Raw genomic sequence first — 20,303 nt, 5'->3', positions numbered from 1 at the left:
CGGGAGGCGGCGCGGGCCGTGCGAGTCCGTGGCGCCCGCAGCAGACTGGGGCGCATGACGGACGAGCCACTGCACCAGCGCCCGGAGGGCGCCAGCGACGCCACGGTCGAGGCCGTGGGCAAGGTGAGCGAGGCCTTCGAGGCCATCGAGGAGGTGCGCGGGCGGCTCTACGGCCTGCACCGGCTCGTCGGCACCGCCGACCTGGCCCTGGGCGAGGCCGTCGAGCTGCTGCGCAAGGCGGGCCACGACGAGCTCGCCGACACGGTCGACCGCGAGATGGTGGGCCGCAACGTGCTGCCGGGCATGTGGACCTTCCAGATCGTGGAGACCTTCGACGAGGGCTACTACGCGCAGTTCCAGCGCATCGAGAAGCTGGTGCGCGATGAGCTCATGGACGGGCGGCGGCACGTCTACGAGGCCGAGATGAAGACGCGCGAGCGCACCCACGGCCAACCGGGCCACGAGCCGTCGCCCGAGGTCCTGGACCCGCAGGATCTCCAGGCCGACAGCCTGTCCTGACCGGACCTGACCGGACCTGACCGGAGGAGCACCGTGACGACACGCCTGTCCCAGACCAGCGACCTGTGGTGGAAGAACGCCGTCATCTACTGCGTCGACGTCGAGACGTACTTCGACGGCAACGGCGACGGCATCGGTGACCTGGTCGGGCTGACCCAGCGCATCGACTACCTCGCCGAGCTCGGCGTCACCTGCCTGTGGCTGATGCCGTTCTACCCCTCGCCCGACCGCGACGACGGCTACGACGTGACGGACCTCTTCGGCGTGGACTCCCGGCTCGGGACGCACGGCGACCTCGTCGAGCTGATCCGCACCGCGAACGACCGTGGCATCCGGGTCATCGCCGACCTCGTCGTCAACCACACCTCCGACCAGCACCCGTGGTTCAAGGCCGCCCGGCGCAGCAAGGACAACCCGTACCGCGACTTCTACGTCTGGCGGTCCGACCCGCCGCCGGACACCTCGGACAAGGTGGTCTTCCCCGACAAGGAGGACAGCATCTGGGCGCTCGACGAGCGCACCGGCGAGTGGTACCTGCACCACTTCTACACGTGCCAGCCCGACCTCAACTTCGCCAACCCGCAGGTGCGGGACCAGATCGCCAAGTCGATCGGGTTCTGGCTCCAGGTGGGCATGGCCGGCTTCCGGGTCGATGCCGTGCCCTACCTGGTCGACGACATCGACACCGAGGCGCCGGACGTGCCGGGGGACCCGCACGAGTACCTCAAGGAGCTGCGCGCGTTCCTCAACCGGCGTCGTGGGGACGCGATCCTGCTCGGAGAGGTGAACCTGCCGCACAAGGACCAGAAGCAGTACTTCGGCGGCGCGGACGGTAACGAGCTGCACATGATGTTCGACTTCATCGCGATGCAGGCGATGTACCTCTCGCTGGCACGGCAGGACTCGCATCCGCTGGCGAAGGCCCTGCGGGCGCGGCCCGCGGTCGACCCGGACTGCCAGTGGGCGACGTTCGTGCGCAACCATGACGAGCTCACCCTCGACAAGCTGAGCGACGAGGAGCGGCAGGAGGTCTTCGCCGCCTTCGGGCCCGAGCCGCAGATGCAGCTCTACGGTCGCGGGCTCAAGCGCCGGCTGCCGCCGATGCTCGACGGCGACCCCCGGCGCATCCGGATGGTCTACAGCCTGCTGTTCTCCCTGCCCGGCACACCGACGCTGTACTACGGCGAGGAGATCGGCATGGGCGAGGACCTCGCCTCCGAGGGCCGGATGGCGGTCCGGACGCCGATGCAGTGGGAGCGGACCGCCAACGGCGGGTTCTCGTCCGCCCCGCCCCGCAAGCTCGTGCAGCCGGTCGTCCCCGGCGGCTACGGCCCCGAGCACGTCAACGTGGCGGACCAGAAGCGCGACCCCGACTCGCTGTGGAACTACGTGCGCGGCCTGATCCAGACCTACCGAGAGTGCCCCGAGCTCGGCTGGGGCGACTTCACGGTGCTCGAGCAGCCCCTGCCCCAGGTGCTGGTGCACCGGTGCTCCTGGGAGGGGTCGACCGTGGTGGCGGTGCACAACTTCGCGGCCGAGCCGGTGACGGTGACCTTCCCGCTCGACCCGCGCGACCTCGAGGGCGACCTGCCCATCTGGCTGGAGGACCTCGTGGCCCGCGGGATGCAGGAGCCGCGGCGCGACGGCACCGTCGAGGTCGCGCTCGAGGGCTACGACCACCGCTGGTACCGCGTGCGCCGCGACGACCTGCCCCGGCGCTGACGGACGACGACGAGTCCGCCCTGCGGCGCAGCGGGTGCCGCGCCGCCGGGCGCACCGCCGGCTGGCGGACCGGACGTGGTCAGCTCACCGGGCGCACGGCATACGGCATGACCCCGGTCTCGGAGGTGGAGAAGGCGCGGACGCGGATGTCCGGGCCGCTCACCCGGTCGGCCTCGACGATCGTCCCGTCGCCGATGTAGAGCGCCACGTGGTGGATGCGCGAGGCGGACCTCGTCGAGTCCGACCAGAACACCATGTCGCCCGCCCGCAGCCGGCTGATCGGGACGCGCGGACCGTCGGCGTACTGGCTGCGCGACGTGCTCGACACCCGAACCTTCGCGCCCTGGTAGAACGCGTACTCCATCAGGCCGGAGCAGTCGAAGCCGACGGTGTTGCGGTCGTCGATCCCGCTGGGGCTGCAGCAGATCCCCTTCGTCGGGCCGTACGCGTTGCCGCCGCCCCAGGAGTAGGGGTACTTCCCGGTCATGGACTTCGCAGCGGCGATGACCGCCTTGACCTTGGCGCTCGGCGTGCCCTGCTCGGGTGTCGTGGTGCCGGCGCACAGCGGGGCGACGAGGCCGTCGGACCCGGTGCGGACGTAGGCGTCGCTGACGTAGCCGCCGGACTTGAGCCGGTCCCAGACCGTGCTGGTGCCGTACGTCCCGGTCACGCTCTGCCCGTACGTCTGGCAGGTGATGGTCACGCGGGCGCCGTCGGCCGGGGACCCGATGGCGGCCGACGCGGCGGTCGGCTGCTGCCGGACCGTGAGCGCCGGGCCCGGGGTGCCCTTGGTGTTGACGACGCCGGTGGCGCCGGCCGCCTGCGCGGCGAGGGCGCCGGCGACGGAGACGCCGACGAGGGCGGCGGTCGCGGCGGCCGTGGCCAGCCGGCGCCGGGTGGTCGAGAGCAGGTTCATGGGGTCCCCCCTGTGGTGTGCCGGCTCCAGCCGGGTCGCCGGGAACGCTAGGGCGGGGCGCGTGTGGCGACCATGGGGAGCGGTCCCCGGCGGATAGCGTGTGCGCATGCGTCCCCCCGGTCGGTATGCCGTCGCCGTCGCCCTCGCGGTCGGCCTCGCCTCCGGCCTGCTCACCGCCTGCAGCGGCGGGGGCAAGGCCGCCGCGAAGGCGCAGCTGCCGCCCGCCCAGCGGCTCGCGGAGGCGCGCGCGGCGCTCGAGAAGAGCCCGGCGGTGTCGTTCACGCTCACGTCGGAGGGACTGCCCGGCAAAGCCGTCGGCGTCTCGGCGGCGCAGGGCACGGGCCTGTTCCGGCCGCCGTCGTTCAAGGGCACCCTCAACGCCACGATCCGCGGCGTCACCGGCACCGTCGAGGTGGTCGCGGTCGAGCAGGACGTCTACCTCAAGTTCTTCACCCCCGGCTTCAGCAAGATCGACCCCAAGACGTATGGGGCGCCGAACCCGGCGCAGCTGTTCAACACCCAGACCGGCGTGACGAGCCTGGTGTCGAGGACCACCGGCCTCGCCGCCGGGCCGCGCACCCGGGACGGCGCCACCATCGTCGACACCTACACCGGGAAGGTCCCCGGGACCGCGGTCGCCGACCTCTTCGTCATCGGCGACCGGTCGGGGACGTTCGACGTGACCTATGGCGTCGCCGAGGACGGTGACGAGCTGCGGTCCGTGGTGCTCAAGGGCCCGTTCTACGCCGGCTCGACCTCGACCTACACCGCGCGCCTCACGAAGCTGCCCCAGGCCGTTGCGATCCCCCGCCCCTAGGGCGCTGCTCGCCACCGCGTCCGTCGCGGTGGCCCTCGCGGCGGCCGACACCTACGTCGTCGTGCTCGCGCTGCCCGACATGATGACCGGCGTCGGCCTCGGCATCGACGCCCTGCAGGAGGCGACCCCGATCGTCTCGGGCTTCCTGCTGGGCTACGTCGCGGTACTACCCCTCATCGGCAGGCTCGCGGATCTCGTTGCCCGCCAACGCATCCTGCTGACCTGCCTGCTCGTCTTCGTCGTCGGGTCGGCCGTCACCGCTGTGGCGGTCGAGCTGCCTGTGCTCGTCGCCGGTCGCCTGCTCCAGGGCGTCGGTGGCGGTGGCCTGGTGCCTGCGACGCTGGCGATCGTGGCCGACCTGTGGCCGCGCGGGCGCCGTGGCACCCCGCTCGGCGTCGTCGGCGCGGTGCAGGAGCTCGGCAGCGTCCTCGGGCCGGTCCTGGGCGCCCTGGTCCTGGCCGTGGCCGACTGGCGGGCGATCTTCTGGCTCAACGCCGTCGCCGGGCTGGTGCTGGCGGTCCTCGTCGTGGGCACCGGGGGTGCCCGCCCGGCGGCGCCGCGCGCCGTGCCGACCGTGGTGGGCCTGCTCGCCATCGTCGTCACCGGGTTGGCGCTGGTGGCACCGGCGCGGCTCGCCACGGACGTCACCCTGGGAGTGCCGTTCGTCCCCTTCGACGGGTATGCCGCGCGGCTGGCGACCCCGATCGGTGTCGTCGGTCTGGGGCTGGCCGCCGTGTGGCTCGTCCTCGTCGTGCGTTCCGCCTGGCCGGTGCTGCGCCGCGCCGACCTGCCCGGCGCGCTGCTGCTCGGGACCGCGCTCGGCACCCTCGTCCTCACCTTCGCCGCGAGCGACCCCGAGCGCGAGGTCGTGGGCCCCCTCGGCCTCGTGCTGCTTCCCGTCGGCGTGGTCGCCCTCGGCCTGTACCTCTGGCGGCACCGGCGGGCTGCGGAGCCGCTCGTGCCTCGGGGAGTCGTCCGCGGGCGCACCGGCAGCGCGCTCGTCGTCAGCCTCCTGACCGGCGTCGCGCTGGTCGCGGTGGTCGTCGACGTCCCGGTGCTGGCCCGGCTCACCCTCACCGGCTCGCAGACGACGGCGGCGCTCGTGCTCGTGCGCTTCCTCGTCGCGGTCCCGGTCGGTGCGGTCGTCGGCGGGTGGGCGCTGCGCCGGCTCGGCGAGGCGGTGGTCAGCGGTGGGGGGTTGCTGCTGGCCGCGGGAGGCCTGTTGGTCATGAGCCGCTGGGGCGACGGCGCCCTCGGGTCGTGGCCCTCCACGGTCGTGCTGGTCCTCGTCGGCCTCGGTGTCGGGCTCGCTCTCGCGCCGGTGAACAACGCCGCGCTCGCCGACTCACCGGCCGAGGCGCACGGCGTGGCGGCCTCGCTCGTCGTCGTCGCGCGGATGGTGGGCATGGTCACCGGGCTCGCCCTGCTGACCGCGATCGGCCTGCACCGGTACTACGCGGCCGTGGCCTCCCTGCCCGATCCCACGGACACCCGGGCCCTGGTCGGCGCGGGTGTCGTGCAGGTGCAGACGGTGTTCCTCGGTGCCGCGCTCGCGGCGTTGCTGGGTGCGCTGGTGTCCCTGCGGCTGGGGCTGCGCCGCCAGGCCTAACGGTGGTCGGACCGCGCCGCCAGGACCGAGTCGAAGGCGGCGACGACCTCGTCCGTGGCCTCGTACATGAGCATGTGGCCGCGCCCGTCCAGCTCCACGACGCGGGCACTCGGGACGAGCTCGCCGAGACGGCGCGCGTGCCGCGGCGGGGTGAGCCGGTCGCGGGACCCGACGAGCACCACGGACGGCACCGCGGCGAGCCGATCGACCGCCTCGGACTCGTCATGGAGCCCCAGGGCCGCGTGGAAGCGCCCGAGCGTGGGCAACGTCGTCGCGGCCACCTGCTCGCGGGTGAGGCGCACGAGCTCGGGGTCGGCCTCGTCGCCGAAGAGCAGGCGGCGCTGTCCCTTGTGGGTGACGAGCCGGCCGGTCGGCACGGCCGGCATCCGCGCCGCCAGGCGCATCGCGGCGCCCTGCACCCAGGGCAGGGCCGTACGGAGGTCGCCCGCGGAGGTCGACACCAGGACCACCCCCACCACGCGCTCCTCGAAGGCCTCGGGGTGCAGGCCGGCATACGCCATCACGGTCATGCCACCCATCGAGTGGCCGCCGAGCACGACCTCGTCCCGCGGGGCGACGACGTCGAGGACGGCCGCGAGGTCGTCCCCCAGCGCACGGACGCTGGCGTCCCCGCGCAGCGGCGAGGAGCCGCCGTGCCCGCGCTGGTCGTAGGCGACGACGCGCAGCCCGCGGTCGAGCAGTGCCTCGACGACGGGGTGCCAGGACCGGCGGGTGAGGGTCCAGCCGTGGGCGAGGACGACGGTCGGGGCGGGGCCGTCGGCAGGGGAGGCCGGCAGGTGCTCCTCGACCCGCAGCAGCGCGCCGTCGGGTGCCGCGACCGTGAAGGTACGGCTGCCGCCGGTGCGGCGGCCCGCCTCCCGCGCCCGCGCCACCTCAGTCCTCCAGCTCGACGACGACGGGGGCGTGGTCGGAGGCGCCCTTGCCCTTGCGCTCCTCGCGGTCGATCGCGGCACCCGCCACCCGCGCGGCGAAGGCCGGCGTGCCGAGGACGAAGTCGATCCGCATGCCGCGGCGCTTCTGGAAGCTGAGCTGGGTGTAGTCCCAGTACGTGTAGGTGCCGGGCCCGGGGGTGTGCGGCCGCACCACGTCGACGAAGCCGGCGTCGAGGAACGACTGGAACGCCGAGCGCTCCGGCGGCGACACGTGGCTCTTGTCGAGGTAGTACTCCATCGACCAGACGTCCTCGTCCTGCGGCGCGATGTTCCAGTCGCCCATCAGCGCGGCGGCCTCGCCCCGCTCGACCCAGCCGCGGGCGTGCTGCTGCAGGTGGGCCAGCCAGTCGAGCTTGTACGCCATGTGCGGGTCGCCGATGCCCCGGCCGTTGGGGACGTAGACGGAGGCCACCCGCACGCCGCCGCACACGGCCGTCAGCGCGCGCGCCTCGACCACCGACGGCTCGCCCCAGCCGGGCGCGCCGGGGAAGGACGCCTCGACGTCGTCGATCCCGACGCGGGAGACGATCGCGACGCCGTTCCAGTGGTTGAGGCCGTGGTGGGCCACGTCGTACCCCAGCGCCCGGAGGCGGTCGAAGGGGAACTGGGCGTCGGTCGCCTTGGTCTCCTGGATCGCCAGGACGTCCACGTCGGGGCGCTGCAGCCACGCCTCCACGCGGTCGATGCGGGAGCGGATCGAGTTGACGTTCCAGGTGGCGATACGCACGGAAGCCACCCTAGGTGACCCTCGGTAACCGCCGTACAGTGACCGCATGAGCACTGCCCTGGTCACTGGCGCAACGGCCGGGATCGGCCTGTCCTTCGCCCACCAGCTGGCCGAGCGCGGCCACGACGTCGTCCTCGTCGCGCGGAACAGGGCACGGCTGGAGAACGTGTCCGACGACCTGCGGGCGAAGTACCGCGTCTCGACCGAGATCCTCGTGGCCGACCTGTCCGACCGGGCCGAGACCGGCAAGGTCGCCGAGCGGCTCGCGGACCGGGCGCGGCCGGTCGACCTGCTCGTCAACAACGCGGGCTACTCGCTCAAGCGGCGGTTCCTCGACAACGACATCGAGGACGAGGAGGCCCTCTTCGACGTCCTCGGCCGCGCCGTGCTCGTCCTGTCGCACGCCGCCGCCAACGCCATGCGCGAGCGCGGCCACGGCGCCATCGTCAACGTGTCGTCGGTGGCAGGGCAGATCGCCTCCGGCCCGTACTCGGCCGTGAAGTCGTTCGTCACGGTCTTCACCGAGGGGCTGGCCACCGAGCTCGCCGGCACGGGTGTCACGGCGACGGCCCTGCTGCCGGGCTTCACCCACACCGAGTTCCACGAGCGGGCCGGCGTCACCATGACGAGCATCCCCGAGTTCATGTGGCTCGACGCCGACCGGCTCGTGCGCGACTGCCTCGACGACGTCGCCAAGGGCCGCGTCGTGTCGGTCCCGGGTGCCCAGTACAAGGCGATCGTGGGTGCCCTGCGCGTCCTGCCGCGCGGCCTCGTGCGGTCCCGGGCACGCAAGGCCCACCGCCCCAAGGACTGAACGGCACGGCGGCGCGCGGGCGGGCCTCGGTAGGCTGGTCGCCCGTGACCGACATCGCCGCCGCCCGCGCCCGCCTGCTGGAGATCATCAAGGACAAGGCCATCGTCCACGGCCGGGTGACGTTGTCGTCCGGCAAGGAGGCCGACTACTACGTCGACCTGCGCCGGATCACCCTCGACGGCGAGGCCTCGCCGCTCGTCGGCATCGTGATGCGCGACCTGGTCAAGGACCTCGAGTTCGACGCGGTCGGCGGCCTCACCCTCGGCGCCGACCCCGTTGCGACGGCGATCCTGCACGCGAGCGCCGCCGCCGGGGACCGCAAGGACGCCTTCGTCGTCCGCAAGGCCGGCAAGGCCCACGGGCTGCAGCAGCGCATCGAGGGCCCGTCGATCGAGGGCCGCCGCGTCGTGGTCGTCGAGGACACCTCCACCACCGGCGCCTCGCCGCTCGAGGCCGCGAACGCCGCGCGCGAGGCGGGCGCCGAGGTCGTGGCGGTCGCCACGATCGCCGACCGGGCCACGGGTGCCGCGGAGAAGTTCGCCGACGCGGGGCTCGAGTACCGCTTCGTCTACGGGCTCGAGGAGCTCGGCCTGGCCTAGGATCGCCTCGACCGGCAGGCGTCCTGCCCGCACCAGGCAAGGGGGAAGTCCGTGATCGTCGCGATCGTCATCGTGGTCCTCGTCGTGCTGCTCGCCCTCTGGGCGGTCGGCATCTACAACGGGCTCATCAAGCTGCGGAACCTCGTGCAGGAGGCGTGGCGCCAGATCGATGTCGAGCTCAAGCGCCGGCACGACCTCATCGGCAACCTCGTCGAGACGGTCAAGGGGTATGCCGCGCACGAGCGCGGGACGCTCGAGGACGTCATGAAGGCGCGCTCTGCCGCCATGAGCGGTGGCCAGTCCCCGGCCCAGCAGGCGCAGTCCGAGGGGCTGCTGTCGGCGGCCCTCGGGCGGCTCATCGCCGTCGCCGAGGCCTACCCCGACCTCAAGGCCAACCAGAACTTCCTGGCCCTGCAGGGCGAGCTGACCTCCACCGAGGACCGCATCGCCAGCGCCCGCCGCTACTACAACGCCAACGTGCGCGAGCTCAACACCAAGGTCGAGACGGTGCCCTCCAACGTCGTCGCCGGGATGTTCGGCGTGCACCGCGAGGAGTACTTCGAGACCGAGACGGCCGCCGAGCGCGAGCCGGTGCAGGTCGACTTCGGCCAGCGCGAGGCCACCATCCCCCCGCCGAGCGGGTATGCCGGTGGTGCGGGTGCGGGTGCGGGTGCGGGTGCGGTGCCGCCGGCCGGTGCTGCGGCCGCGGCCGGCCCCGCCCCCGAGGCGGCGGCACCCTCGCCCGAGCAGGCCCCGCCCGTGCCGCCCCAGCAGGGCGAGCCCCCGGCCCAGCCCTAGTCCTCCCCGTCCTACGTCACTGATCCGGATGGTGGTCAGTGACGTAGCCCAGGTCCGGTGCACCCGGCGGCTCACCACGCCATTGATCCGGATGGTGGTCAGTGACGTAGCCCAGGGCCGATGCACCCGGCGGGTCGCCACGTCATTGATCCGGATGGTGGTCAGTGACTTGGCCCAGGGCCGATGCGCCCGGTGGCTCGCTACGTCAGTGATCGGGGCGGCCGATCAGTGACGTAGGACGCGGCACCAGTGCGTCGTCCCGTGCCGTCTCCGGGCCCGGGCGGGTGGATCAGACCGTGGACCAGACCGTGGACCAGACCGTGGACCAGACCGTGGATCAGCCGGGGGTCAGGCCGGCGGGTCGGCGCGGCGGGCGGGCAGCACCAGGCCGTAGACGTCCCACGGCCGGGCGCCGTCGGGGTGGTCGCGGCTGGTGCGGCCCCCGTACGAGCGCACCAGCGCGTGCAGCGACTCCCGCAGCTCGCGCTCCTCGTCGTCGGTCAACCAGAGCCGTCCCCGGGCGGTCATGCCGTGCTCCTCCCCGTCGGCCACGAGCACGGCGAGCCGGTCGAGCCCCGCCTCGAGGTCGGCGAACCACTCGTGCACCGACAGCCGGCTGTCCTCGATGCCGGCAGCCCGGTGCGCCCCCGGGGTGATCGTGATGCTGTCGGCCACCGCACGCCACGGTCGCTCACGGCCGTCCCCGGACTCGACCCGCTCGACGATCCCCCACGTCGCGAGCGCCCGCAGGTGGTAGCTCATCGCCGACGGGGTGACGTCGCAGATCCGGGCGGCCTCGGTCGCCGTGAGGACCTCGCCCGAGTAGAGCTCGGTCACGACCCGCTGCCGGGCCGGGTGGGCCAGCGCCCGCAGGGCCCGCGGGTCGGTGATCCGCAGCTCGCTGCGGTCCGACGCGGCCCGGGGGGACGGTGCCGGACTCTTCGGTGACGCGCGACGAGCGGTTGACCGTGGCATACGTGAAAGACTACCTTCACAAATTGTGAAAGGTTTCTTTCAGGAATGGCACGCGGTGGCGACCACCCCCGGCGTGGCCGTCGTCCTCGGCGCCGGGGCCCTCTCGGTGGCCGGCGACTCGGCCGCGATGGTGGCCCTCGTCCTGCGGGCGCACGCGGACAGCGGCGGCGCCGCCTCCGTGGCGGCGCTGCTCCTGTGCTTCGCCCTGCCGGTGGTGGCCACCACCGGGGCGGCCGGGGCGCTGGCGGACCGGTCCGAGCCGCGGCGCCTGCTGCTCGCCGCGGGCCTGGTGCAGGCCGCGGCCGCTGCCGGGCTCGCGGTCGTCGACGGTCTGGCCGCGACCTGCCTGCTCGTCCTCGTCATGCAGACCGGCTTCGCGGTCGGCCAGCCCGTGTGGGGTGCGGTCGGCCCGGCCCTCGTGGGCGAGGAGCGGGTCGGCCGGCTCGTCTCCCTGCAGCACGCCCTGCGTGGGGTCGCCGGGCCCGCCGGCGCCGGCCTCGGGGGCGTGCTGGTCCAGTCGGCCGGCTCCGGCGCGGTCCTGGCGCTCGACGCGGTCAGCTTCCTCACCCTGGCGCTGGCAGGTGCCTCCCTCAGCGTCCCGCGACCGGACCCGCCGGCGCGCCGCCTCCGCGGCTGGGACGCGGTCCTGCCGCGCGCTGGGGTGGCCGCCCTGCGGGGGCACCCCGTGCTCTGGGTGCTCGTGCTCGCCCTCTTCCCCGTGGTGGTCGCGGTGGAGTCGGTCAACGCGGCCGAGGTGTTCCTCGTCCGCGACGTCCTCGGCGCGTCCGCCGCGGCCTACGGCCTCGCCGAGGCGGTGCACGGCGGTGCCGCCGTCGTGGGGGCCCTCGCGGCGGGCACGGTCACCCGTCCCGGGCTGCGGGTCCGCGCCGTCCTGGCCGCCGTCGTCGTCGTGGCGCTCGCGCAGGTGGGCCAGGGCCTGGCTCCCGCGTATGCCGCGTACCTCGCCGGAGCGGCGGTGTCGGGTGCGGCCCTCGGCGTGGTGAACGCCCTCCTCTTCGCGCTGCTCCTGTCCGAGGTCGGGGCAGCCCGGCGCGGCTCGGTCGTCGCCTTCGTCAGCGGGGTGTCGCGGGGCTGCTCGGTGCTCGCCCTCACGCTCGGAGGCGTCCTCACCGCGCTGTCCGGGCCGCGCACGGCATACCTCGTCGCAGGCTCGGCCGGCCTGCTCGTGGCGGCGGCCGCCGTGTGGCGTGTCCACCGGTCGGTGGACACCCGCTCCACCGTCCGGGGCTGACGGGGACCACCCGGGCCCCGGCAGGCTGGACGCATGGACCACCCCATCCGCGTCACCGGCCTGCGCAAGACGTACGGCACCCGGGCAGCCGTCGACGGCCTCGACCTCGAGATCCGGGCCGGCGAGGTGTTCGCCCTGCTCGGCCCGAACGGCGCCGGCAAGACCACCACCGTGGAGGTCCTCGAGGGCTTCCGCCGCAGGGACGGCGGCACCGTCGAGGTGCTGGGCGCGGACCCGGAGGGCGCGGGCCTGGCCTGGCGCAACCGGATCGGCATCGTGCTCCAGAGCTCGACCGGCCTGGACCTCATCACCCCCCGCGAGGCGCTGACGAGCACCGCGAAGGTGTACCGGACGCCGCGCCCGGTGGACGAGGTGCTCGAGGCGGTCGGTCTCGCCGACAAGGCCGACGACCGCATCGGCAGGCTCAGCGGCGGCCAGCGACGCCGCCTCGACGTCGGCCTGGGCATCGTCGGGTCACCCGAGCTGCTGTTCCTCGACGAGCCGACGACCGGCTTCGACCCGCAGGCCCGCCGCGACTTCTGGGGGCTCATCTCCGGCCTCGCCGGCAACGGCACCACCATCCTGCTCACGACCCACTACCTCGACGAGGCCGAGCACCTTGCCGACCGGGTCGGCGTCATCGCCGGCGGCCGCATGGTCGCGCTCGACACCCCGGCGAACCTCGGCGGCCGCGCCGTCTCCGAGGCGACGGTCACGTGGGAGGAGCCGACCGGTCAGCGCCACACCGAGCGCACGTCCACCCCGACCGAGCTCGTCGCGCGGCTCTCGGCGCGCCTCGGCGGCGAGGTGCCCGCGCTCACGGTGACGCGGCCCTCGCTCGAGGACACCTACCTGTCCCTCATCGCCCCCCACCTCGCCGGCTCCGGCGAGCTGCCCGTGGACCCCACCGCCACCGAAGCACGCGGCTCGGCAGCGGGCGCCGCCGACGCACGCGGCTCGGCACCCGGCGCCGCCGACTCCGACACTGCCGACTCCGACACCGACCTGGAGGTCGCCCGATGACCGCGCTCGCCATCGGCTGGGACCGCAGCGTCCTGGAGCTGAAGATGTACTTCCGCGAGAAGGAGGCGGTCTTCTTCTCCTTCGCCTTCCCGATCCTCATGCTGTCGATGTTCTCGGTGATCTTCGGCCCCGGCTTCGAGCACGGCGACGCCGCCGCCGTCGGGGTCAACGCAGCACGGTTCTTCCTCCCGGGGATGGCGGCCGCGGGCGTGATGCTGACGAGCTTCCAGTCGATGGCCCTGTCGGTCGCCGCCGAGCGCGACGACGGCACGCTCAAGCGGCTGCGGTCGACGCCGATGCCGCCGCTGTCGTACTTCCTCGGGAAGGTCGGCCTGGTCGCCTCGACCTCCCTGGCCCAGTTCGTGCTGCTGATCGGGGTGGCGCGCCTCGCGTTCGGGGTGCAGCTGCCGACGGACGCGGGGCGCTGGCTGACGTTCCTGTGGGTGTTCCTGCTCGGCGTGGCGGGCGGCACCGTCCTCGGGATCGCCTACTCCTCGCTGGCGACCTCGGCCCGTTCGGTGGGGGCGACGGTGATCGCGCCGACGCTGGTGCTGCAGTTCATCTCGGGCGTCTACTTCGCCTTCACCGACCTGCCCGAGTGGCTCAAGCAGGTGGCCGCGGTCTTCCCGCTCAAGTGGATCGCCCAGGGCATGCGGTCGGTGTTCTTCCCGCAGGACTGGCAGACCCAGGAGATGGCCGGCACGTGGGAGCACGGCCGAACCGCGCTGGTGCTCGGCGCGTGGCTGCTCGTCGGCCTGCTGGTCTGCGTCCGCACCTTCCGGTGGACCAAGCGCGGCACGACGTGACGGCTCCGGCTCCGGCGACTGCGCGACACAATGGCACCGTGAGCGTGCACGACCCCGCAGCCGGTCCGCAGGACTGCGCACCCCTGCCCGGGACGTCCTCCCACCAGCTCGACGAGATGTGGCGCCGCCAGCTGGTGTGGTGGCACGTGCTCTTCGCGGTGCTCGTTGCGACGACCGTCGTCGTCATGCTCGCCGAGGACAAGGCGCACCTGCCCTGGCAGCTCGCCTGCACCGCCGGCATCGCCGCGGCATACGCCGTGTGGGGCCGTCGCGGGCTCGGGGAGCAGCAGTCGCGTGCCGCCCTCACCTACGTCACCGTCGCGTGGGTGCTGATGGTCGCCCTCATGGCGCTCGACGGCACGGGCACGGCGTGGATCCTGACCTTCGGGCTGTTCCCGCAGACGTGGGCGAGCCTGCCGCGCAACCGGGCCGCGGCAGCCGTCGTCCTCGCCGTCGTCGGCATCGGCCTCGCCCGCCTGTGGCAGGGGCCGCGCACCGGGGACGAGCTCGTCGGCATCGCGATCAGCACCGCCATCATGCTCGTGCTCTCGCTCACCCTCGGCCTGTTCATCGACCGGATCATCCGCGAGGCCGACACCCGGGCGCGGACCATCGACGAGCTGCGCCGCACCCAGGACGAGCTGGCCGCCGTCGAGCGCGCGCAGGGGGTGGCGGCCGAGCGCGAGCGCATCTCGCGGGAGATCCACGACACCCTCGCCCAGGGCTTCACCTCGGTGGTGACCCTGACCCGGGCGACGCAGTCGGCGCTCGAGCGCGGCGACCTCGACGTCGTCCGGGAGCGGCTGGGCGTCATCGAGCAGACAGCCGCGGAGAACCTCGCCGAGGCCCGCCTCATCGTCGCCGAGACGACGCCCGGCCACCTGCAGTCGCGCACCCTGGCCGAGGCGCTACAGCGCCTGGTCGACGCGGTGGCCGACGGCAGCGGCATGACCGGTCGCCTCGTCGTCGACGGCGTGCCCGAGGTGCTCCCCGCCAACTCCGAGGTCGTGCTGCTGCGCAGCGCCCAGGAGAGCCTGGCCAACGTGCGCCGGCACTCCGGCGCCCGCTCGTTCGAGGTGCGCCTGCGGTATGCCGAGGGCGAGGCCGTGTCGCTGGAGGTCACCGACGACGGGGTCGGCTTCGACAGCGCCGGGGACCGCACCGGGTACGGCCTCGACGGGGCGACTGCCCGGGCCGCGGAGGTCGGCGGCCGGTTCGAGGTCGACAGCGCCCCGGGCCGCGGCTCGCGGGTGCGGGTGGAGGTGCCCCGGTGACCCTGCGGCTCCTCGTGGTCGACGACCACCCCGTCGTGCGGATGGGCCTGGTGGCGATGCTGTCCGACCTCGAGGACGTCGAGGTCGTGGCCGAGGCCGCTGACGGGGAGGAGGCCGTCGTGCTCGCCCGGCGGCACCGCCCCGACGTCGTCCTCATGGACCTGCGGATGCCGGGGGTCGACGGGGCGCAGGCCACGGCCCGGCTGCGGGCCGACGAGGACGGACCCGCGGTGCTCGTGCTCACGACCTACGACACGGACGCCGACATCGTCCGCGCGGTCGAGGCCGGCGCCAACGGCTACCTGCTCAAGGACGCACCCCGCGACACCCTCGCCGACGCCATCCGCCGCGCCGCCCGCGGCGAGACGGTCCTGGCCCCACCGGTCGTGGCGCGTCTGGCGCACCGGATGCGGACCCCGGCCGGACCCGTGCTCACCGACCGCGAGACGCAGGTGCTGCAGTGCGTGGCGCGTGGCCTGTCCAACGCCCAGGTGGGCCGCGAGCTGCACATCGGCGAGGCCACGGTCAAGACGCACCTGCTGCGCTCGTTCGAGAAGCTCGCGGTGACCGACCGGACGGCGGCCGTCACCGCGGCATACCGCGCCGGGCTCATCGAGCTCTGACGGGGCGGCGGCCCCACGCGGCCTAGCCCAAACGACGGATCCCGGGGCTGCGGCCCGGCGGGACCATGGTCCCGCGCGGCAGCCCACGCGTGTCTCCGCAGCACGCCTGCCGCGCGCTGGAGGGATACCCATGCGCACCGTCTACCGAGTTCTGGCGTTCCTCGTCGCCCTCGAGGTCGCCGTGCAAGCGATGTTCATCGTCTACGGCGACGCGGGCCTCGGCCTGTGGGTGGAGGACGGCGGTGTCGTCGACAAGGCGACGTTCGACAACGCCTTCGAGTCCGGCCAGGCGCCGTTCGCCGAGTTCCAGGCGTTCGTCTTCCACGGCATGAACGGGATGATGGTCATCCCCGCACTCGCCCTGCTGCTCGTCGTCTCCTCGTTCTTCGCCAAGGTGCCCCGCGGCGTCGTCTTCGCGCTGGCGGTGCTGGGCCTCGTCGTCCTGCAGGTGACCCTGGGCCTGCTGGGCCACTCGGTGGCGATCCTCGGCGCCCTGCACGGCCTCAACGCGCTCGCGCTCTTCTCCACCGCGGCCTGGACCGGCATCCGCGTGGCCCGGCTGACCCGGCGTGCCGAAGGGGCCTCGGAGTCCGCCGAGCAGCGTGTCGCCGTCTGAGTCCTCGCAGGTCGTGGGCGAGCCGGCCCGCCGTCGGCGGGTCCGGCTCGCGGTCGCCTTCCTGGCCACGGCCGCGGTCGTCGCGTCCATCGGGTGGATGTGGGTGGCCAGCTTCGCGCCGGCCAGCTTCTCGGTCGCCCAGATGGGGACGCCCGACTACGGCGGTGGCCCGGCACCGGCGCACCGGCACGGGCCGGGTGCGCTCGTGGCGACGGGTCTCGACGTGCGCACGATCGTCGAGCCCGACACCGGCCGGGCCCCCGACGTCGCGCTCACGCTGACCGCCCGCGCGGAGAGGGTGCGGTTCGGGTCCGGGCCGCCGGTCCCGGCATACACGCTCAACGGGACCACCCCGGGGCCGACCGTGACTGCGCGTGAGGGGGACCTCGTACAGGTCACCTTCGTCAACGAGTCGGTCCCCGGCGGCGCGACCCTGCACTGGCACGGCCTCGACGTCCCCAACGCCGAGGACGGGGTCGCCGGGGTGACCCAGGACGCCGTCCGGCCGGCGCAGTCGCACACCTACCGCTTCGTGGCGCGGCAGGTCGGCACGTACTGGTACCACTCGCACCAGGTCTCGCACGAGCAGGTCGTGAAGGGCCTGCTGGGCGCCGTCGTGGTGCTCCCGCGGGGCGGCATCGCCGAGGACGCCGACGTGCTGGCCCTCACGCACCTGTATGCCGGGCGGCGCACCGTCGCGGGGCGCGTGGGCGACGTGCCGGCGGTCGTCCGGCCCGGCGCCACCGCGCGGGTGCGCGTGGTGAACACCGACAACGGCGTCGTGCCGGTGTGGGTGAGCGGGGCGGCATACCGGGTGCTCGCCGTGGACGGCACCGAGGTGCACGGGCCCACCCCGGTGCGCGACCGCTCGGTCGTCGTCCCGGCGGGCGGTCGGGTCGACCTCGCCGTCCCGGTGCCGGTCGACGGCAGTGCGGTGCGGGTCGAGCTCGGCGGCTCGGCGGTCGTGCTGGGGCCTGTCGGCAGCACCGGCTCCCGGACGCCCGCGCCGGGACAGACCCTGGACCTGCTGTCGTACGGGGAGCCCGCTCCGCTGGGGTTCGACCCCGCGTCGGCGGACCGGAGGTTCGAGTACCGGATCGGGCGGCGACCCGGCTTCGTGCGGGGCCGGCCCGGCGTGTGGTGGACCGTCAACGGGCACCTCTACCCGGCGGTGCCGATGTTTATGGTGAGCCGCGGCGACGTCGTCACCATGCACATCGACAACTCCTCGGGCCAGGCCCACCCGATGCACCTGCACGGCCACCACGTGGTGGTCCTCGCCCGGGACGGGGTGCGGGCCACGGGGAGCCCGTGGTGGACCGACTCGCTCGAGGTGCGCAGCGGCCAGAGCTACGACGTGGCGTTCGTCGCAGACAACCCCGGCATCTGGATGGACCACTGCCACAACCTGCCGCACGCCCAGCAGGGCCTGCTCGCGCACGTCATGTACGAGGGCGTCACGACGGGCGTCCGGACGGGCCGCGACACGGTCAACAGCCCCGAGTAGGGCGGGTGCTTGTCGGTAGGTCCGGTCGGCAGGTCGGTCAGCAGGCCTGTCGGTCAGTAGGCCTGGTCGCGCAGGTCGCGGACGGCCTCGGCGGTCTCGTCGACGACGTCCTCGCTGGCGGTCCGGCCGCGTCGGGCCCGGACGATCTCGACCGCCATGGGAATGACCGAGACGAGCACGATCGCGAGGATCGCGGCCTCGAGGTGGTCCTTGAGGATCGGGAAGGCGTTGCCGAGGAAGTACCCGAGCAGGGTGACGCTCGTGGCCCAGAGGACCGCGCCGACACCCGACCACACGAAGAAGTGGCGCCGGTCCATCCGGCCGATCCCCGCCACCACGGTGATGAAGGTGCGCACGATCGGCACGAACCGGCCGATGACCAGGGCCTTGGCGCCGTACTTCTCGAAGAACGCGTGCGTGTCGTCGAAGTACTTCTTCTTCAGGATGCGCCCGTCGCGCTGGTACAGCGGTGCGCCCACGGCCCGGCCGATCTCGTACCCGACGACGTTGCCCGCGAAGGCGACGAGGCTGAGCACGATGCAGGCGAGCCCGATGTTCACCTTGATCGAGCCCTCGGCGATGAACAGGCCCACCGCGAAGAGCAGCGAGTCACCGGGGAGGATCGGGAACAGCAGCCCGCACTCGACGAAGACGATCGCCGCGCTGACCCAGAAGAACTGCGCGCCGAACTGCCCGAGGAGCCACTGAGGGTCCATCCAGTTGGGGCCGAGCGAGGGAGCCATCACCCGCCAAGGGTATGCGGTGCGGCCGGTCGCGCTCGAATCCTGCGCTGTGAGCGGCCTGAGAGGTTCCTCAGCGCCGCCCCGGTCAGCCCGCCGGCCAGCTGCGCGAGATGCGGGTCCAGTCCCCGATCTGGGCGAACGGGTCCGGCTGCGCCCGCCGACGTTCCGGGGGCGGCCCCACGGCGGGCCCGAAGTGGTCGAGCACGGTGGTGAGCACGCCCTCGCCCCGTGTCAGGTGGGGGAGTCGCTGCTGCAGGCCGTGCACCTCCTCGGCGGGGACGTGGCCCGTCAGCACCGCGGGGGAGGTGCGCGACGACCCCGCGACCCGGGTCGTGAGCGGCACCGCCCGGTGCCGCGGCAGCTCGGAGAGGACGGCGCCGAGGAGGTCCTGCGGCACCTCGAGCTCGAACCGGTGGACGGGAGCGCAGACGACCGTCCCCGCGCGCACGAGCGCCTCGGCGAGGACGAGCCGGGCCAGGCTGCGGAAGTCGGCGGCCGTGCTCGACATCGCCTTGTCGAAGCTCGCGTGCATGGCGCTCTGCCGGGGGTAGTAACCCGAGTGCGTCACCACCACCCGGCAGTCGGGCACCGCCCACCCGTGCACGGCCTCCGCGAGCGTGGCCCCGACGCCCTCGCGCACCGCCGTGAAGAAGGCGGGCGGCATCGAGCCCAGCTCGACCTCGAGGCCGAGCTCGACACCGCTGCCCACCTCCGCGGGCTCGACCCGCAGCCCCACGGTCGCCAGGAACGGGTTGGGCGCCACGTCGATGAGCCGGTGGGCCGACCCGGGACGCTCGACGCGCTCCACGCAGACCGGTGTGGTCGCGCGGAACGAGGCGAGCACGCCGTGGTCCTCGGCGAGGAACGTGGCGAGGACCTCCTTCTGCACCTCGCCGTACAGGGAGACCGACACCTCGCCGCGCCCGTCGTCGAGGCGCAGGTCGATGAGCGGGTCCTGCTCGGCCAGCTCGGTGAGGGCGCTGAAGAGCCGGCCGCGGTCGCGGGGGTCCACCGGGTCCACGACCGTCTCCAGGCTGGGGCGCGCCAGCTCCACGGCATACCGCCGCCCCCGGCACGGACCGAACGTGTCGCCGACCCGCGCGGTGGCTGGGCCGCGCAGGACCGCGATGCGGCCGGCGCCGACCTCGTGGGCCGGTCTGGGGCCGCCCGGCTCGAAGACTTCGAGCCCGGTGACCCGCTCGCCCCGCGCTCCGGGGAGGTCGATCCGGTCCCGGACCCGCAGCGTGCCCCCGGTCATCCGCACGACCGCGCGCCGCCGTCCCTGCGGGGTGTGCTCGACCTTGAACACCACGCCGCAGGGTGCGCCACCCGCGTCGTCGGCGGAGTGCGCCACGAGGTCGGTCACCGCGTCGAGCAGGGGGCGCACGCCGCAGCCCGTGATCGCGGACCCGAGGACGACCGGGTGCACCTCGCCCGCCCGGGTGCGCGTGCGCAGGTCGGCCCGTTCCGCGGCCGAGAGCTCGAACGGCCGGTATGCCGCGTCGTCGCGTCCCGGGGCCTCGACGGTGCCCAGGGCGACCGCGTCGGGCGTGAGCCGCTCGGCGACCTGGTCGAGGACCCGGTCGGGGTCGGCGCCCCCCCGGTCGACCTTGTTGACGAAGAGCAGGGCGGGCAGCCCGAGCCGCTGCAGCGCGCGCATGAGCACCAGCGTCTGGGCCTGCACGCCCTCGACCGCGGACACGACGAGCACGGCGGCGTCGAGCACGGCCAGGGCCCGCTCGACCTCGGCGACGAAGTCGGAGTGGCCGGGGGTGTCGAGCAGGTTGACGAGGGTGTCGTGCCACTCGAACGAGGCGACCGCGGAGCGGATCGTGATCCCGCGACGTCGTTCGAGGTCGAGCGAGTCGGTCTGGGTGTCGCCCGTGTCGACGCTCCCGGGGTGGTCGAGGACCCCGGCCTCGTGGAGGATCCGTTCGGTCAGGCTGGTCTTGCCGGCGTCAACATGCGCGACGACCCCGACGATCAACGTGCGCAACTGCCTTCACATCC

20 protein-coding genes are annotated in these 20,303 nt (G+C 73.7%); 14 read left to right on the top strand and 6 right to left on the bottom strand.

The window, feature by feature from the left end; genetic code table 11:
* Positions 1-54: 54 nt before the first annotated feature.
* Together RKE38_RS07420 and RKE38_RS07415 are read left to right on the top strand one after the other, a co-directional pair.
* Positions 55-519, top strand: a complete 465-nt coding sequence (locus tag RKE38_RS07420) for a hypothetical protein (protein WP_316006805.1) — start codon at positions 55-57, stop codon at positions 517-519.
* 33 nt (positions 520-552) lie between these two features.
* Positions 553-2,241 carry an alpha-amylase family protein gene (locus RKE38_RS07415; protein WP_316006804.1) on the top strand — a complete coding sequence of 563 codons (1,689 nt, stop codon included), beginning with the start codon at positions 553-555 and terminating at the stop codon, positions 2,239-2,241.
* A gap of 79 nt (positions 2,242-2,320) precedes the next feature.
* On the opposite strand, the gene RKE38_RS07410 is transcribed toward RKE38_RS07415, so the two are convergent.
* Positions 2,321-3,157: an NlpC/P60 family protein gene (locus RKE38_RS07410; RefSeq protein ID WP_316006803.1), complete on the bottom strand. Its 837-nt coding sequence runs from the start codon at positions 3,155-3,157 to the stop codon at positions 2,321-2,323.
* Between the two features lie 106 nt (positions 3,158-3,263).
* On the opposite strand from RKE38_RS07410, the gene RKE38_RS07405 reads away from it, so the two are divergent.
* Together RKE38_RS07405 and RKE38_RS07400 are read left to right on the top strand one after the other, a co-directional pair.
* Positions 3,264-3,974 carry an LppX_LprAFG lipoprotein gene (locus tag RKE38_RS07405; RefSeq protein ID WP_316006802.1) on the top strand — a complete coding sequence of 237 codons (711 nt, stop codon included), beginning with the start codon at positions 3,264-3,266 and terminating at the stop codon, positions 3,972-3,974.
* Positions 3,955-5,583 (top strand): MFS transporter, encoded by a 1,629-nt coding sequence (locus tag RKE38_RS07400; protein ID WP_316006801.1) that lies wholly within the window; start codon positions 3,955-3,957, stop codon positions 5,581-5,583. The genes RKE38_RS07405 and RKE38_RS07400 overlap by 20 nt, the downstream gene beginning before the upstream one ends.
* On the opposite strand, the gene RKE38_RS07395 is transcribed toward RKE38_RS07400, so the two are convergent.
* Both RKE38_RS07395 and RKE38_RS07390 read right to left on the bottom strand, forming a co-directional pair.
* On the bottom strand, positions 5,580-6,476 hold the full coding sequence (locus RKE38_RS07395) for an alpha/beta hydrolase (protein WP_316006800.1): 897 nt from the start codon (positions 6,474-6,476) through the stop codon (positions 5,580-5,582). The genes RKE38_RS07400 and RKE38_RS07395 overlap by 4 nt on opposite strands.
* Before the next feature lies 1 nt (position 6,477).
* Complete coding sequence (locus RKE38_RS07390) at positions 6,478-7,263, bottom strand: exodeoxyribonuclease III (RefSeq protein WP_316006799.1); 786 nt, start codon at positions 7,261-7,263, stop codon at positions 6,478-6,480.
* Positions 7,264-7,309: 46 nt separating this feature from the next.
* On the opposite strand from RKE38_RS07390, the gene RKE38_RS07385 reads away from it, so the two are divergent.
* The 3 genes from RKE38_RS07385 to RKE38_RS07375 are packed head-to-tail and all read left to right on the top strand — an operon-like array spanning position 7,310 to position 9,474.
* Positions 7,310-8,077 carry an SDR family oxidoreductase gene (locus tag RKE38_RS07385; RefSeq protein WP_316006798.1) on the top strand — a complete coding sequence of 256 codons (768 nt, stop codon included), beginning with the start codon at positions 7,310-7,312 and terminating at the stop codon, positions 8,075-8,077.
* A 44-nt stretch (positions 8,078-8,121) separates the two neighbouring features.
* Positions 8,122-8,676 carry an orotate phosphoribosyltransferase gene (gene pyrE, locus RKE38_RS07380; RefSeq protein WP_316006797.1) on the top strand — a complete coding sequence of 185 codons (555 nt, stop codon included), beginning with the start codon at positions 8,122-8,124 and terminating at the stop codon, positions 8,674-8,676.
* 51 nt (positions 8,677-8,727) lie between these two features.
* Positions 8,728-9,474: a LemA family protein gene (locus RKE38_RS07375; protein ID WP_316006796.1), complete on the top strand. Its 747-nt coding sequence runs from the start codon at positions 8,728-8,730 to the stop codon at positions 9,472-9,474.
* A gap of 348 nt (positions 9,475-9,822) precedes the next feature.
* On the opposite strand, the gene RKE38_RS07370 is transcribed toward RKE38_RS07375, so the two are convergent.
* Positions 9,823-10,449 (bottom strand): helix-turn-helix domain-containing protein, encoded by a 627-nt coding sequence (locus RKE38_RS07370; protein WP_316006795.1) that lies wholly within the window; start codon positions 10,447-10,449, stop codon positions 9,823-9,825.
* Between the two features lie 55 nt (positions 10,450-10,504).
* Between RKE38_RS07370 and RKE38_RS07365 the strand changes: the two genes are divergently transcribed.
* The 7 genes from RKE38_RS07365 (at position 10,505) to RKE38_RS07335 (ending at position 17,550) form a co-directional block, all read left to right on the top strand.
* Positions 10,505-11,701 carry an MFS transporter gene (locus RKE38_RS07365; RefSeq protein ID WP_316006794.1) on the top strand — a complete coding sequence of 399 codons (1,197 nt, stop codon included), beginning with the start codon at positions 10,505-10,507 and terminating at the stop codon, positions 11,699-11,701.
* A 33-nt stretch (positions 11,702-11,734) separates the two neighbouring features.
* Positions 11,735-12,724, top strand: coding sequence for an ABC transporter ATP-binding protein (locus tag RKE38_RS07360; RefSeq protein WP_316006793.1), 990 nt, complete (start codon positions 11,735-11,737; stop codon positions 12,722-12,724).
* The gene (locus tag RKE38_RS07355) at positions 12,721-13,530 is read left to right on the top strand and encodes an ABC transporter permease (RefSeq protein ID WP_316006792.1); all 810 of its coding nucleotides are present in this window, start codon (positions 12,721-12,723) and stop codon (positions 13,528-13,530) included. Before RKE38_RS07360 ends, RKE38_RS07355 begins: the two co-directional genes overlap by 4 nt.
* A gap of 38 nt (positions 13,531-13,568) precedes the next feature.
* Positions 13,569-14,804 carry a sensor histidine kinase gene (locus RKE38_RS07350; protein WP_316006791.1) on the top strand — a complete coding sequence of 412 codons (1,236 nt, stop codon included), beginning with the start codon at positions 13,569-13,571 and terminating at the stop codon, positions 14,802-14,804.
* Positions 14,801-15,427 (top strand): response regulator transcription factor, encoded by a 627-nt coding sequence (locus tag RKE38_RS07345; RefSeq protein WP_316006790.1) that lies wholly within the window; start codon positions 14,801-14,803, stop codon positions 15,425-15,427. The genes RKE38_RS07350 and RKE38_RS07345 overlap by 4 nt, the downstream gene beginning before the upstream one ends.
* Positions 15,428-15,557: 130 nt before the next feature.
* The gene (locus tag RKE38_RS07340) at positions 15,558-16,043 is read left to right on the top strand and encodes a hypothetical protein (protein ID WP_316006789.1); all 486 of its coding nucleotides are present in this window, start codon (positions 15,558-15,560) and stop codon (positions 16,041-16,043) included.
* Entirely contained in the window at positions 16,030-17,550 is a 1,521-nt protein-coding gene (locus RKE38_RS07335; protein WP_316006788.1) for a multicopper oxidase family protein, read from the top strand. The genes RKE38_RS07340 and RKE38_RS07335 overlap by 14 nt, the downstream gene beginning before the upstream one ends.
* Before the next feature lie 53 nt (positions 17,551-17,603).
* On the opposite strand, the gene RKE38_RS07330 is transcribed toward RKE38_RS07335, so the two are convergent.
* Together RKE38_RS07330 and RKE38_RS07325 are read right to left on the bottom strand one after the other, a co-directional pair.
* Complete coding sequence (locus RKE38_RS07330) at positions 17,604-18,293, bottom strand: DedA family protein (RefSeq protein WP_316007607.1); 690 nt, start codon at positions 18,291-18,293, stop codon at positions 17,604-17,606.
* An 85-nt stretch (positions 18,294-18,378) separates the two neighbouring features.
* Entirely contained in the window at positions 18,379-20,289 is a 1,911-nt protein-coding gene (locus tag RKE38_RS07325; protein WP_316006787.1) for a TetM/TetW/TetO/TetS family tetracycline resistance ribosomal protection protein, read from the bottom strand.
* Positions 20,290-20,303: the final 14 nt, after the last annotated feature.

Source organism: Phycicoccus sp. M110.8 (assembly GCF_032464895.1).
Lineage (GTDB): Bacteria > Actinomycetota > Actinomycetes > Actinomycetales > Dermatophilaceae > Pedococcus.
Note: the sequence above shows the minus strand (reverse complement) of the source record. Positions and strands in the feature narration are given on the sequence as shown.

What these genes read in the sequence shown, in the direction of transcription:
- RKE38_RS07385 (WP_316006798.1), top strand. Translation starts at nt 7,310, where the DNA reads ATGAGCACTGCCCTGGTCACTGGCGCAACGGCCGGGATCGGCCTGTCC.
- RKE38_RS07370 (WP_316006795.1), bottom strand. Translation starts at nt 10,449, where the DNA reads ATGCCACGGTCAACCGCTCGTCGCGCGTCACCGAAGAGTCCGGCACCG.
- RKE38_RS07360 (WP_316006793.1), top strand. Translation starts at nt 11,735, where the DNA reads ATGGACCACCCCATCCGCGTCACCGGCCTGCGCAAGACGTACGGCACC.
- RKE38_RS07355 (WP_316006792.1), top strand. Translation starts at nt 12,721, where the DNA reads ATGACCGCGCTCGCCATCGGCTGGGACCGCAGCGTCCTGGAGCTGAAG.
- RKE38_RS07340 (WP_316006789.1), top strand. Translation starts at nt 15,558, where the DNA reads ATGCGCACCGTCTACCGAGTTCTGGCGTTCCTCGTCGCCCTCGAGGTC.
- RKE38_RS07420 (WP_316006805.1), top strand. Translation starts at nt 55, where the DNA reads ATGACGGACGAGCCACTGCACCAGCGCCCGGAGGGCGCCAGCGACGCC.
- RKE38_RS07410 (WP_316006803.1), bottom strand. Translation starts at nt 3,157, where the DNA reads ATGAACCTGCTCTCGACCACCCGGCGCCGGCTGGCCACGGCCGCCGCG.
- RKE38_RS07405 (WP_316006802.1), top strand. Translation starts at nt 3,264, where the DNA reads ATGCGTCCCCCCGGTCGGTATGCCGTCGCCGTCGCCCTCGCGGTCGGC.
- RKE38_RS07330 (WP_316007607.1), bottom strand. Translation starts at nt 18,293, where the DNA reads ATGGCTCCCTCGCTCGGCCCCAACTGGATGGACCCTCAGTGGCTCCTC.